Origin of the sequence: Acinetobacter sp. WU_MDCI_Abxe161 (genome assembly GCF_025514355.1) — a bacterium.
Lineage (GTDB): Bacteria > Pseudomonadota > Gammaproteobacteria > Pseudomonadales > Moraxellaceae > Acinetobacter > Acinetobacter pittii_E.
In genome coordinates this window covers 172,580-184,839 of the sequence record NZ_JAHPTU010000005.1, presented here as the reverse complement: position 1 = coordinate 184,839, position 12,260 = coordinate 172,580, and the positions used below count along the sequence as shown (strand labels likewise).

Annotated in this window: 15 protein-coding genes; 11 read left to right on the top strand and 4 right to left on the bottom strand. The window is 39.7% G+C overall.

The genetic code is table 11. The features are described 5' to 3' along the window. Nucleotides 1–42 precede the first annotated feature (42 nt). The 6 genes from KTI78_RS07785 to KTI78_RS07760 all read left to right on the top strand — a co-directional run bounded on the left by KTI78_RS07785 (nt 43) and on the right by KTI78_RS07760 (nt 4,370). On the top strand, nt 43–615 hold the full coding sequence (locus tag KTI78_RS07785) for an HdeD family acid-resistance protein (protein WP_025470384.1): 573 nt from the start codon (nt 43–45) through the stop codon (nt 613–615). A 115-nt stretch (nt 616–730) separates the two neighbouring features. After that, nucleotides 731–2,710 carry an ATP-dependent helicase gene (locus KTI78_RS07780; protein WP_262445691.1) on the top strand — a complete coding sequence of 660 codons (1,980 nt, stop codon included), beginning with the start codon at nt 731–733 and terminating at the stop codon, nt 2,708–2,710. Between the two features lie 73 nt (nt 2,711–2,783). Then, on the top strand, nt 2,784–3,023 hold the full coding sequence (locus tag KTI78_RS07775) for an RNA recognition motif domain-containing protein (protein WP_002115113.1): 240 nt from the start codon (nt 2,784–2,786) through the stop codon (nt 3,021–3,023). Nucleotides 3,024–3,032: 9 nt separating this feature from the next. Next, nucleotides 3,033–3,395, top strand: a complete 363-nt coding sequence (locus KTI78_RS07770) for an ASCH domain-containing protein (protein WP_262445690.1) — start codon at nt 3,033–3,035, stop codon at nt 3,393–3,395. A gap of 80 nt (nt 3,396–3,475) precedes the next feature. Further along, nucleotides 3,476–3,979 carry a DUF6586 family protein gene (locus KTI78_RS07765; protein ID WP_016142283.1) on the top strand — a complete coding sequence of 168 codons (504 nt, stop codon included), beginning with the start codon at nt 3,476–3,478 and terminating at the stop codon, nt 3,977–3,979. A gap of 112 nt (nt 3,980–4,091) precedes the next feature. Then, complete coding sequence (locus KTI78_RS07760; RefSeq protein WP_002114792.1) at nt 4,092–4,370, top strand: hypothetical protein; 279 nt, start codon at nt 4,092–4,094, stop codon at nt 4,368–4,370. A gap of 35 nt (nt 4,371–4,405) precedes the next feature. On the opposite strand, the gene KTI78_RS07755 is transcribed toward KTI78_RS07760, so the two are convergent. The 4 genes from KTI78_RS07755 to KTI78_RS07740 form a co-directional block, all read right to left on the bottom strand. Next, nucleotides 4,406–6,115 (bottom strand): cation:proton antiporter, encoded by a 1,710-nt coding sequence (locus KTI78_RS07755; RefSeq protein WP_224992324.1) that lies wholly within the window; start codon nt 6,113–6,115, stop codon nt 4,406–4,408. 147 nt (nt 6,116–6,262) lie between these two features. Then, nucleotides 6,263–6,418 carry a 50S ribosomal protein L33 gene (gene rpmG, locus KTI78_RS07750; RefSeq protein ID WP_001205031.1) on the bottom strand — a complete coding sequence of 52 codons (156 nt, stop codon included), beginning with the start codon at nt 6,416–6,418 and terminating at the stop codon, nt 6,263–6,265. A gap of 12 nt (nt 6,419–6,430) precedes the next feature. Next, the gene (gene rpmB, locus KTI78_RS07745; RefSeq protein WP_000048256.1) at nt 6,431–6,667 is read right to left on the bottom strand and encodes a 50S ribosomal protein L28; all 237 of its coding nucleotides are present in this window, start codon (nt 6,665–6,667) and stop codon (nt 6,431–6,433) included. Nucleotides 6,668–6,834: 167 nt separating this feature from the next. After that, nucleotides 6,835–8,283 carry a coniferyl aldehyde dehydrogenase gene (locus KTI78_RS07740; protein ID WP_262445689.1) on the bottom strand — a complete coding sequence of 483 codons (1,449 nt, stop codon included), beginning with the start codon at nt 8,281–8,283 and terminating at the stop codon, nt 6,835–6,837. A gap of 112 nt (nt 8,284–8,395) precedes the next feature. Between KTI78_RS07740 and KTI78_RS07735 the strand changes: the two genes are divergently transcribed. The 5 genes from KTI78_RS07735 to KTI78_RS07715 all read left to right on the top strand — a co-directional run bounded on the left by KTI78_RS07735 (nt 8,396) and on the right by KTI78_RS07715 (nt 12,229). Next, entirely contained in the window at nt 8,396–9,088 is a 693-nt protein-coding gene (locus tag KTI78_RS07735) for a TetR/AcrR family transcriptional regulator (RefSeq protein ID WP_016142281.1), read from the top strand. Nucleotides 9,089–9,162: 74 nt separating this feature from the next. Beyond that, a complete protein-coding gene (gene purU / locus KTI78_RS07730) occupies nt 9,163–10,026 on the top strand; it encodes a formyltetrahydrofolate deformylase (RefSeq protein ID WP_016142280.1) in 864 nt (287 codons plus the stop codon). Nucleotides 10,027–10,405: 379 nt separating this feature from the next. Continuing rightward, the gene (locus tag KTI78_RS07725) at nt 10,406–11,161 is read left to right on the top strand and encodes an energy transducer TonB (protein WP_016142279.1); all 756 of its coding nucleotides are present in this window, start codon (nt 10,406–10,408) and stop codon (nt 11,159–11,161) included. A gap of 43 nt (nt 11,162–11,204) precedes the next feature. Then, nucleotides 11,205–11,825, top strand: coding sequence for a MotA/TolQ/ExbB proton channel family protein (locus tag KTI78_RS07720; RefSeq protein WP_262445688.1), 621 nt, complete (start codon nt 11,205–11,207; stop codon nt 11,823–11,825). Further along, complete coding sequence (locus tag KTI78_RS07715; RefSeq protein ID WP_000885432.1) at nt 11,825–12,229, top strand: ExbD/TolR family protein; 405 nt, start codon at nt 11,825–11,827, stop codon at nt 12,227–12,229. Before KTI78_RS07720 ends, KTI78_RS07715 begins: the two co-directional genes overlap by 1 nt. Nucleotides 12,230–12,260: the final 31 nt, after the last annotated feature.

Genomic DNA, 12,260 nt, shown 5'->3' with positions numbered 1-12,260 from the left:
GGGTAGATGAAATTCTAATACCTGATAATAAGAGTAGCCATGATGAAAACTGTCGGTAATGATTTGGTACGTAATCAGTTACATGCTGATCGTAAGTGGTATTTGATATTAGGCTTTGTGCTTATTGGCTTTGGTCTGATTTTATTTAGTTCATTACCATTTGCGACTTTTTCTGTCGTTTTTTTATTTGGAATACTCATGATGGTCGGAGGTGTTTTACATCTTGTCGCGGCTATGAGTGTTTTTAAAGGTGCTAGCCGATGGTTATGGGCACTTTTTGGCATACTTTATTTAATGGCTGGTTATTACGCTTTTTCTACTCCCGTCACTACAGCCGTGGTTTTGACGAGTTTATTATCTATAGCTCTGATTATTGCCGGGGCTATACGTACAGTAAATGCGATTTTACTTAAGCCAATTACTGGATGGGGCTGGACCCTATTTTCAGGGTTATTAACGCTCGCTACCGGTATTTTAATTTTAGTTTCCAAAGATTCGCCTTTTTGGGTGTTAGGAATGTTCCTTGCTATTGATATCTTATTTCAAGGAATTAATTTTCTAGGTTTGGCTTCAGCGATTAAGCATCTGCCATCTAGTTCAAAAACAGTATCTTAAATAAAAATACTGTATCAAAGAGCACTTTAGGTGCTCTTTTTTGTTTTTAGGATGGCAGACGCATCTGTTGCCTCGGTCTGTTAAACTATGTCTTGGTGTTTTAGCGATATGTGTTATGAGTCTTGCAAAATTAATTAATGAACTGAATGCTCAGCAAAAAAAAGCAGCCACGACGACTGCTCAGAACTGTTTAGTTTTGGCGGGTGCTGGCTGTGGCAAGACAAAGACTATTGTTGCTCGTGCCGCTTATTTAATTGATCAAGGCTTGCCAGCAAACCAAATCCAGATTTTAACTTTTACTCGACGTGCTGCGAGTGAAATTGTTGCAAGAGTCGAGCAGCATGTAGGAGCACAGGCAAAGGGCTTAAGAGCTTCGACTTTTCATACTTTTTGCATGTATTTGCTACGCCGTAACCCACAAGCTTTTGGTTTAAATCAATTTAGTATTATTGATCGTGATGATCAGTTACTGATGTTTCGCTTATTAAGAGGTAAAGAAAAAGATAACGTTTTACCTAAAGCGGCAGAGCTGTGCGATTTATATTCTTTTGCTCGAAATACTCAAACCAGACTTTCTGAAGCACTGCTTAAGCAACTTCCAGAAGCCTACGAGCACAAGGCACAAATTGCAGATTTAATGAAAACCTATGAACAACGTAAAAGAGAGCGTAATTTTTTAGATTACGACGATATCTTGTCAATTGTGGCTGTTCATTTACAAAATTCAGAAGCATTAACGAATTGGGTGGCAGGTTTTTGTCAGGCATTGCTAGTCGATGAAATGCAAGATACCAATCCTTTGCAGTGGGCTTTATTACAACCCTTGATTGGCAAAGTGAAGCTGTTTTGTGTTGGCGATGATGCCCAGTCGATTTATGGTTTTCGCGGTGCAGATTTTGAAAATATTCATTCTTTTAAAGAACGGATACCTGATGCAGAAGTACTTACACTGGCTTTAAATTACCGCTCGACCCAAGAAATTCTAGATTTATCGAACTGGCTATTGGCACATAGCCCAATTGATTATCAAAAACAGCTACAAGCACATCGTGGCCAAGGGCAAAAGCCACAGCTACATTTGTTTGGTAATGAGTTTGAAGAAGCAAACTGGATTGCACAAGATTTAATAACGCGCCACCAACAAGGTGCAAACTGGCATGACCATATGGTCTTGGTGCGTTCTGGCTATAGTGCCCGATATCTAGAAGGGGCTTTTATTGCTGCTGAAATACCTTATCGCTTTATTGGTGGAGTAAAACTTCTTGAGTCGGCCCATGTAAAAGATGTACTGAGCCTGCTACGTATTGTGAGCAACCCTCATGATGATTTGGCGTGGATGCGGTTTTTAACCTTATGGGATGGAATTGGTGATGTTGGAGCGAGTAAGTTAGCCCAAGAGCTAATGGGAATCGCTGATGTTGAAGAACGCTGTCAACGACTTGAACGCCATGGCAAGGTCCCTTTACAAGCAATTTTAATTTTAAAACAGTTAGATGTACTACAGCAGCATGTTGAAGCAAGTATTGGCTTAGCTCTTGATGCTTTAGGCGAGCAGCTAGAGCAAAATTATAAAACTAAAGACTGGTCACGCCGTTTAAAGGACTTTGATTTGGTTAAGCAACTTGCGCGTAAGCATGCATCGTTGGGTGAATTCCTTGAAGAATATGTGCTTGAACCTATTTCAGTTTCTGAAATTGAAAAAGCTACTGATCAAGATTTAGTGACTCTAATTACGATTCATTCAGCTAAGGGGGCCGAACAGAAAGTTTGTTATGTACCTCATGTATCGCCAAATCAATATCCTTATGCAAGAGCACAGGGTGATTTTGATGATGTTGAGGAAGAACGCCGTGTGCTGTATGTGGCCTTAACACGTGCTGAAAATGAATTAATCCTGACGAAACAAAATCTTAATACGTGGTCGCAAGACACGTATGATGAGCAAGGTCGTAAAGTCGAGAGTTATTTCTTAAATGATTTACCTACACATTTAGTTCAAGCAAAGATACATAGACAAGTACCTCAGCAATTTACTAAAAAACAATGGAACAGATCTCCTGCAGTAAATTTAGGTTTTGGTATCGATCTGGACTAAACTACTGTATAAGACGCTGTGATTACTTAAATGTATATTGGCCCTCCCTTTTATTGCCAATTAAGGTTAGAAAATGAAAATATTAGTTCGTAATTTAGATCGTGCTGTAAGTGAAGCTGAAGTTTTAGAGTTGTTTAAGGCATATGGTAAAGTTGATACATGTGTTCTTGTGACTGATAAAGACACAGGTAAATCGAAAGGCTTTGGTTTTGTTGAAATGCCTAATCCACGTGAAGCGATTAAGGCAATTAAAGGCTTAAATACGCTTAAAGTTAAAGGCTATGGAATTCGAGTTAAAGCAGCCGAAGAATAAGTTTTTCTTATGAAAAGACAATTTTTAGCCCTTTCGATTGTAACGCCAAATGGTACTCGTATCGCTCAAGGTATAAAAACACTTGAAGTACGTTCATGGACACCTACACAGCTACCAGTGAAAGATCTATTAATTGTCGAAAACCACAACTTTCTGAACAAAGATATTGATCAAGAAGAAGGAGTTGCTGTCGCTTTAGTTGATGTCGACTCTGTTCATAGTTGGCAAAATAATGAAATTGAGTCAGCATGTGCATCTGCTTGGAGTGAAGGGTATTTTGCTTGGGTTTTAAGTAATGTCCGCCCTTTAAGGCAGCCGGTAAAAATTTTAGCTAAACGTAAAATTTATCAAGTTGAGCTGGATTTACCATAAATAACGTTGATTTTATCAATGGAGTCGTTAAGCTAAGAATAGCTATTGCAATGGCGATTTTAGAACAGGAAAGTTTAGTTATGTCACGTGTTGCTCGTTATCATGCCGATCGTACCAATCAGAAGCTCTATTTTGCACGTCTAGCGTGTCAACAGGCAGAGCAGACCGATCATGTGCAGCAGGTACAAGCTTATCGTGAAACAGCTGTATTTCATTTACATGGCGCAATGTTAGCGTTCTTACAAGAATTGGTACGTTATTACCGTTTAAATGATTTGCAACCTACTTTAAAATCTATTGAGGAACATATGGCGGCAAAAGGGCAGGTTTCTCCTGAAGTGTCCGTTTTGCAGCAATTGGCAAAAGATGGTTTTGTTGCGGAGTTAAAACGAGCTTATCGTATGTGCCAATACGCCCCAGAACCCAAAGAACCGACTCCAGAAGAAGAAACTTCTTCTAATCTCATTATTAAAGTGACACAAGGTCCTCAGTCTTGGTTGCCAGATGTTAAAATCTTGCGTGAATGGCACCGAGAATTAAGCCATTTAATTGATGGTTTCCGTAATGAAATGGTTGAGTTCTAAAATTAAACTGCCTAGATGCTTGAAATTTAGACTAGGTGTGCCTATATAAATAAGACAAGAGAAGCAAAGTGCAAGGGTGCTTTGCCACCATGTTGAAACATGGAGGAAGTATATGTCTATACAGCAATTGAAAGAGTTATTTGGAAATCAAGAAGCAGTGTTGGAATTGGTTCAACTCGAAGGTGGTGAACTCGCCTTGCGTAATGCAGGTTCTGAAAATGAACCCTTGGTTAAAATTCAATTTAGCGATGAAGTCAAAGCAATCTTGGGTGAGCAGACTCCAGTTGTTGCTCAGCATATGATTCAGGCTGCATTGTTTGGACTGCTAGAGAAGCAGGTAAACGAGTGGCAGGCTGAGGTATTAGACGAACAGCCTAAATTCTTGAGTTAAAAAAAGCGTACTTTTAAGTACGCTTTTTATATGGGTTAATGAATTGTTGACTGATGGGCAAGCTCGATCTGATTTAATATGTGGTGACTCATATTCTTTGCCATTTCTTCTTTTGCATAGAACACTTCGCCAATATTTTCTTCACGGATAATTGCTGCTTCTTCTTTGCTTTCTGCGCAAATTAATACCTGAATTTGAGGATTTAATTGCTTGGCAATGCTCACAATACGGTGGATATCTAAAATATCCATAGGGGAGATCACCAAGAGTCGTGCATGCATGATATGTGCTTGAATTAAAACACTCGGTTCGGTAGCAACACCGCTCACCGCAGCAATATTTGCCTGACGCAGTTTTTCTACGATTTCACGATTCTCTTCTGCAATAACGACCTTAATATTCTCATTAATTAGATTTTCAGTAATGCGTCGTCCCACGCCGCCATATCCAACAATCACGACCTGATCGCGTAAGTAAGCTTGATCAACTTCATCGGGTAACATAGCTAATGGGTCACCACTACGTTCAAGAAGTCGGGCTAAGTGAGAACGCTCGCGAATCCAGCGTTGTACGGGCTCAATAGCTGAGAAGATGAACGAGTTGAGCGTAATTGAGAATAAAGCGCCTGCTAGAATCAGGTTTTGAGCTTCTAAACTTAATAATCCTAAAGAAACACCCAAGGTCGCCAAAATAAACGAAAACTCACCAATTTGTGCAAGGCTTGCCCCGACTGTTAAAGCTGTATTGATTGGATAGCGGAAAAATAAAACCAATGCCATTGCAGCAAGTGTCTTACCCACCATAATAATCGCAATAACAGCTAAAATATGTAGTGGGCTCTCAACAAGAATGTGTGGATCAAACAGCATGCCCACAGAAACGAAAAATAAAATCGAGAAAATTTCACGTAGTGGGAGAGTCTCTTCCTCAGCACGATGACTAAAGTCTGATTCTTTAACGACCATGCCCGCAAAGAAAGCTCCTAATGCCATTGAAACCCCAAAGATGGCATATGAACCATAGGCAATCGAAACGGCAGCAGCGACGACGGTCAGCGTAAATAGCTCTCTTGAGCCTAAACGTGCAACGAACTGCATAATAATAGGTACTACACGTTTACCTACTATGAGCATAAAGGCAATAAAGCCAATCACCTTTAATAAGGTTATCCCAAGGGTTAACCAGATATTACCATCTGCACCTGCTGGTGCTTTGCCACCGAGTAAAACTGCTGTAGCAGGAAGGAGTACTAAAACCAGTACCATCACTAAGTCTTCCACCAACAGCCAGCCCACAGCAATTTTGCCGTTAACTGAATCTAAAAGCCCACGGTCTCCTAAAGCTTTTAATAGTACAACCGTACTCGCACACGACAGACTTAAACCAAAAACAAGTGCTGAACCAAAACTCCAGCCCCATAGCATTGAAACCCCAATACCCAGTAAGGTTGCAACAGCGATCTGTAAAATTGCGCCTGGTAAGGCAATGCGTCGAACTTGCAATAAATCTTTTAATGAAAAGTGCATCCCTACACCAAACATCAGGAACATGACCCCGAGTTCTGCGAGCTGGTTAGCAAGATGAATATCTGCTTCTACACCTGGTGTATTTGGGCTAATAATAATTCCGGCAATTAAATAGCCGATAAGAGGAGGGAGTCGTAATCGGGCTGCAAGATAGCCAAAAATGAGGGCAACGCCGAAACCAACAGCAAGTAAAATAATTAAATCTACGTCATGCGGCACTAAAAACTCCTTTTACGTGAGTTAGGCTAAAGACAAGCATCAAAAATGCCAAGGCGGAATATAGATAAAGTTTAACAAAAAGGTAGGTATAAAAAAAATGCAAAAAAAAACGACTTCATAAAGAAGTCGTTTTTTTCGAGGCTAAAATTATTTGATTTTAGCTTCTTTGAAAATCACGTGTTGACGGATTTTTGGATCAAATTTTTTGATTTCCATTTTTTCCGGCATAGTACGTTTGTTTTTAGTCGTGGTATAGAAGTAACCTGTACCAGCTGAAGAAACGAGGCGAATCTTATCACGCATTGCTCAGACTCCTTAGATCTTTTGACCTTGAGCACGAAGGTCTGCAACAACCTTTTCGATACCCAATTTGTCAATAATACGCATACCTTTAGTGGTTAAACGAAGACGTACAAAACGTTTTTCGCTTTCTAACCAGAAACGGTGGTGGTGCAGGTTCGGCTCGAACCGGCGCTTGGTTTTGTTGTTGGCGTGTGAGACGTTGTTACCAACGACTGGACGCTTGCCGGTAACTTGGCAAACCTTAGACATGGTGTAACTCCATTGATTCAGCCAACAGCAAATCTGTGGCCAGTCATACTAAATGTAAACGGATGAATTCATTCAAGGGGCGTTTTATACCAAAAATACGATTAAAAGACAAGCGAAATTGGTAAAAACGAGGCATGATTTAGTATAACAGATCATGCCTTGATCAGTTAGCGTAACAAGGTTTTCGAAATGAAACGATGAATAGGCTTATTGAACGGTGGAAGAATGTATTTAAGGCTATAAAGTTTTGGATTTGACATCACCGAACGCTCATGAGAAAGGCTAAAAAAGCCCTCTGGCCCGTGATATTTACCCATACCTGATGCACCAATTCCGCCAAAAGGTAAATCATCTTGTGCAACATGGGTAATTACCATGTTAATTCCGAAATGCCCTGAATGGGTGTGCTGTGCAATATAGTCAGCACGTGCTTGATCATAGTCAAAATAATACATTGCTAAAGGGCGCGGACGACTATTAATAAACTCGATGACTTCTTCTATTTGGTCATATTCTAAAATCGGCAGAATAGGCCCGAAGATTTCATTTTGCATAATATCCATTGCAGTTGTCACACCAGTGACTAAAGTCGGTGCAATTTTACGGACATCATCTAAAATTTCATTTTGTGGGTTAATTTCAACAATACGTGCACCTTGATCGCGGGCGTTTTCGAGATAGCCCTGAATACGGTTGTACTGTTTATCATTAATAATAGAAGTATAGTCTTGGTTGTTGCGGAAATGAGGGTATATTCCAGCTACAATCAATTTAAAGTTTTCGATGAACTCGGCAGTTTTGCCGCGTGGTAAGAAAATATGATCTGGTGCAACACAAGTTTGTCCCCCATTCCATAATTTTCCTACAGCGATACGCTGAGCTACATCTTTCATGTCCATTGACGCATGTACAAGGGCAGGAGATTTTCCACCTAACTCAAGAATCACGGGAACAAGGTTTTGAGCTGCGGCTGCCATTACTGTTTTACCAACAGATGTTGAGCCTGTGAAAATCATTTTGTCAAAAGGCAAATGACTGAAAGCATCTGAAATAACGCCACCACTATTCACCACAGCCACTAATTCTTGTGGAAATGCTTCTGCTAGGGCACTTTCAAGGACTCGTCCAAAGTTTGGAGAAGCGCTAGAGATTTTAATCATGGCATGGTTGCCTGCAGCTAGCGCACAGATTAAAGGCCCGACTGAAAGTAATAATGGGTAGTTCCAAGGTGTAATAATACCAATCACACCCATAGGTTGATATTGTACCCAACCTTTTGCAGGCTGATGTAATACACTAATATGGCGTTTTGATGGCTTCATCCACGCAGTTAGATGTTTACTGTAATACTTAATTTGCTCCAAACTGGTGAGTAGCTCACCAATTTTTGTTTCCATAACTGCACGATTGCCATAATCAAGGTTAATTGCTTCGGCAATCTGATCTTGATATTTTACCAAGACTCTTTTAAGACGAGCTAAACGATCAATACGCTCTTTAGCAGTGGGTACCGGATGGCGTAGGTAAGCCAGCTTTTGTTGTTCAAGCAAATCATGTAAATGCTTAACATCATAAGGAAGCTGAGTCTCTGGATTTGTTTTTGTTTGACTGTTCATCGGTACTTACCAAATATATTGATATACTTATTTTTTAGAGTAAATACTCTAAATAGTCAAGTCAGTTTATGTGTTCAAGTCTTAACCATGTGAATTATTAAAGGTTATTAAAATGTCTCAACCTAAAGCTCTGAAGACAAAGGACCGGATTTTACAAATCAGTTTGCAGCTTTTTAATGAGCGAGGTGAACGGTCGGTTACAACCAATCATATTGCTGCGGAGTTAGGTATTAGTCCTGGAAATTTGTATTATCATTTTCGGAATAAGCATGAAATCATTAAGGAATTAATGTACCAATATCAGGTTGAGACTCTGGACATGCTTTCTTTACCTGAAGACAGACCGTTAACGACCAATGATAAAATCAACTATTTTCAAGTGTTAAGTGGTCAACTCTGGAGTTACCGTTTTATTCATCGTGATGTTTATCATTTAGTTGAAAGTAACGAAGACTTTAAAAAGATTTATCCGCGTTTTGCGGGGCAGGTAATGCAGCAAGGGCAAAAAATTTATCAAGCCTTTGTCGATGCTGGTCTTATGAAAATGACACCATCTGAAATTGAAGCGCTCATTATTAACTTATGGATTGTATTAACGAATTGGACAAACTTTTTATATATGTCTGGCCATATCAGTGACAATAACCATTTAGAAGAAAGATGGGTTTGGCAAGCTTTACGTCAAATGGTTTTTCTTGAAGGGCCTTATCTTATGGGAGAAAGTCGAGAGACTTACGAGCAGTTGCTTGAGTCATTAGGGCCTTCTGATCTATTTGCCAGCTTGTCGTCCTTAAAAGATGAATAGTTGTGCTTGCTTATTTAGAGCGCTAGAATACTCGGCTTATTAAAAATTTGACTCAATTAAGTGATATTAACCAAATGAATATGACCACTGCCAATACAGCCCGTTTACTGATTACTTGTGAAGACAAGCCTGGGATCGTACAGGCTGTATCGAGCTTTTTGTACCATCAGGGTGCAAACATTACCGCGCTTGATCAGTATGCGACGGAAGCTCAGGGCGGACGTTATTTCATGCGTGTGGAATTTGAACTTGATCATTTACAGTCACGTAAAGACGCATTAATTCAAACATTTGCTGCGAACGTTGCTGAGCGTTATAGCATGCAATGGCGTCTTGCTTTCGTAAATGATATTAAAAAGGTTGGTATTTTAGTTTCTAAAGTCGACCATGCTTTACTTGAGTTATTGTGGCGTCATGCGCGTGGGTCGTTACCTTGTGAAATTACGCATGTGATTTCAAACCATGAAGACTTACGTGAATCTGTTGAGAACTTTGGTATTCCATTTACAGTAATCAAAGTCACTAAAGACAATAAAGCTGAAGCTTATGCGCAAATTGATGAAATGATGCAAGGCAACGATTTATTGGTTCTTGCACGTTACATGCAAATTCTAAGCGAAGATTTTGTTGCGAAATGGGAAATGAAAATCATCAATATCCATCATTCTTTCTTGCCAGCTTTCGTGGGTGCTAACCCATATAAGCAAGCTTATGAAAAAGGTGTGAAGTTGATTGGTGCGACAGCTCACTATGTGACTGCTGACCTAGACCAAGGCCCAATTATTGAGCAAGACGTTGAGCGTGTAAGCCACGACTATAATGTTGAGCAATTACGTGAGTTAGGTGAAGACGTAGAGCGTAATGTGTTGGCTCGCGCAGTAAAATGGCATTTGGAAGACCGTATTATTGTAGATGGTAATAAGACTGTTGTTTTTTAAACAACACTTACTTTAAAAAACACGCTTCTTGCGTGTTTTTTTATATCAAAAATATTATTGAAATGATATAACGTAACAAATTTAAGTAGATGTATGTTAGGATTTGGTCTATTCACAGTGAAATTATTCTAACTATATAAGTGAGAGTAAAGACATTGTGAATAAGAGATTCCATTTCATGTAACTATGAGAAAACAAAAGCAAAGACACTCAACTGATACAAATGAGCGATCTTGAGCAAATGTTTTTCTCAAAAAATAGTTGCAAATGAAAACACTTCTCATTTATTATTGTGGCACTTTATTGTTCTATCCGATGTTTGAAATCGTTTCTGTAAATAGAAATCTGAAATCATCATCCATTAGGTAATTAGATTCTTATGAGTCAATCTTCCGCAGCCTTAAACTCTCCCAATCCGATGAAAAAGAAAGTCATCACGGCACTAATTGCGGTTGCAATTGGTCATATCGGGGTCTTATGGGCAGTTAGCCATATTAAGCCTGCTGAATTAAAGCCAATCGATAAGAAGCCTTTACAGGTACGTTTCGTAAAAATTCAAGAGCAACCAAAACCACTACCTCCTAAACCAAAGGAACCGCCTAAAAAGCCGGAACCTAAAAAAGAGGTAAAAGAAGTTAAAGTTGTTGAAAAGCCTGTGACACCACCGAAAAAAGTGGAAAAAATTCAACAGGTGAAAAAAGCTGAAACACCAAAAGAAACAGTAAAGACAGAACCTAAAGTTGAAACCAAAGTAGTGACGACAACGACAACTGTTACTGAAAAAGTCGTAGAAAAACCACAGCCAGTGGTGCAAGAAGCGCCTAAAGCTCAACCTGCTCCAGATCCATCACCAAAACGAGTTTCAATTGGTGGTTCGGGGGTACAGTGGAGTCGTTCACCACGTTTAACAGTTTCTCCAAAAGATTTACAAGGCGAAGCACGTTCTGTTGTCGTACTCATTGAAGCCGATGAAAAAGGCAAAATTATTAATGTACGAGTGACTAGAAGTAGTGGTATTTCTAGCCTAGACGACAAAGTTGTCCGTGCTGTTCGCGGTGCGAAATTTAAACCTTATATGGAAAATGGTGTTGCTTATCCAATTAGAGCAGAGCAACCCTTTGATTTAACCCCTTAAATGAATTTGAGTCCCAACGGCTAACCTTAATCAGGAGTTCAATATGAACTTTTCAATCTATTGGCAACATGCAGATGCAGTGAGTAAAACCCTGTATTTCATCTTATTGGCAATGTCGATTGCTACCTGGACAGTTTTCATCTTACGTTTGATGGGGACTCGCCAGCTAAAACAACAAGCTTATGCTCAACTTTCTCAGGCTATCTCTTCGCTAAAAGCAAAGTTACAACCTTTGAATTTTGAACAGCGTAAAGCGGTTGCAGAGCAGGCATTACTTCGTCAGATTTCTGCTGAAAAAGCCAATGCTGATAAAGGTATTTCGGTTTTAGGAACGATTGCTTCAATTGCACCATTCGTAGGTTTGTTTGGTACGGTATGGGGTATTTTCCATGCACTTGTTGCGGTAGGGAAAAGCGGACAAGCAGGTTTGGCTCAAGTGGCTACACCAGTAGGTGAAGCACTTATTATGACGGGTCTTGGTCTTGCAGTTGCGATTCCTGCGGTATTGGCTTACAACATCTGTGTACGTGCAAATCGTGGTCTTGCTCATGACTTACAAGATCAAGCGCATAGCTTGTTAATTGACACGATGTTGCAGCAAGACTCAACTGTAAAGTCTGATGTTAAAACTGCACAGCAAAGTTATGTTGGAGGTCAAGCTTAATGGCTTTTCAATTGGGTGAAGACCACGATAGTGGCATGAATGAGATGAACCTCATTCCGCTAATCGACATTATGTTGGTGTTAATGATCATCTTTTTGGTCACAGCAACAGTTGCCAACCCATCGATTCCATTAACGCTTCCTAAAACAACTGCTGAAATTATTGATCCACCACCAAAAGCAATTACGATTAGTATCAATGCAAATGGTGAAGTGGCTTGGGATACTCAAGTAATTAGCCTAGATGAGCTTCAAAAACGTTTTCAAGAAGCGGGTCAAGGTGATGTTAAACCAACAGTTCAACTTCGTGCTGATAAAGAGTCGAAGTACGATACTGTTGCTCAGGTAATGTCTCGCGCCAGTGAAGCCGGACTGAGCGATATTGCCTTTGTAAGTGAAAACTAAAATTTAGTTTACTTAATAAAAAAGCAACCAA

Excerpts from the sequence above, each read along its gene's own strand:
- KTI78_RS07785 (WP_025470384.1), top strand. The coding sequence starts at position 43 with ATGAAAACTGTCGGTAATGATTTGGTACGTAATCAGTTACATGCTGAT.
- KTI78_RS07780 (WP_262445691.1), top strand. The coding sequence starts at position 731 with ATGAGTCTTGCAAAATTAATTAATGAACTGAATGCTCAGCAAAAAAAA.
- KTI78_RS07775 (WP_002115113.1), top strand. The coding sequence starts at position 2,784 with ATGAAAATATTAGTTCGTAATTTAGATCGTGCTGTAAGTGAAGCTGAA.
- KTI78_RS07770 (WP_262445690.1), top strand. The coding sequence starts at position 3,033 with ATGAAAAGACAATTTTTAGCCCTTTCGATTGTAACGCCAAATGGTACT.
- KTI78_RS07765 (WP_016142283.1), top strand. The coding sequence starts at position 3,476 with ATGTCACGTGTTGCTCGTTATCATGCCGATCGTACCAATCAGAAGCTC.
- KTI78_RS07760 (WP_002114792.1), top strand. The coding sequence starts at position 4,092 with ATGTCTATACAGCAATTGAAAGAGTTATTTGGAAATCAAGAAGCAGTG.
- rpmG (WP_001205031.1), bottom strand. The coding sequence starts at position 6,418 with ATGCGTGATAAGATTCGCCTCGTTTCTTCAGCTGGTACAGGTTACTTC.
- rpmB (WP_000048256.1), bottom strand. The coding sequence starts at position 6,667 with ATGTCTAAGGTTTGCCAAGTTACCGGCAAGCGTCCAGTCGTTGGTAAC.
- KTI78_RS07740 (WP_262445689.1), bottom strand. The coding sequence starts at position 8,283 with ATGAACAGTCAAACAAAAACAAATCCAGAGACTCAGCTTCCTTATGAT.
- KTI78_RS07735 (WP_016142281.1), top strand. The coding sequence starts at position 8,396 with ATGTCTCAACCTAAAGCTCTGAAGACAAAGGACCGGATTTTACAAATC.
- purU (WP_016142280.1), top strand. The coding sequence starts at position 9,163 with ATGAATATGACCACTGCCAATACAGCCCGTTTACTGATTACTTGTGAA.
- KTI78_RS07725 (WP_016142279.1), top strand. The coding sequence starts at position 10,406 with ATGAGTCAATCTTCCGCAGCCTTAAACTCTCCCAATCCGATGAAAAAG.
- KTI78_RS07720 (WP_262445688.1), top strand. The coding sequence starts at position 11,205 with ATGAACTTTTCAATCTATTGGCAACATGCAGATGCAGTGAGTAAAACC.
- KTI78_RS07715 (WP_000885432.1), top strand. The coding sequence starts at position 11,825 with ATGGCTTTTCAATTGGGTGAAGACCACGATAGTGGCATGAATGAGATG.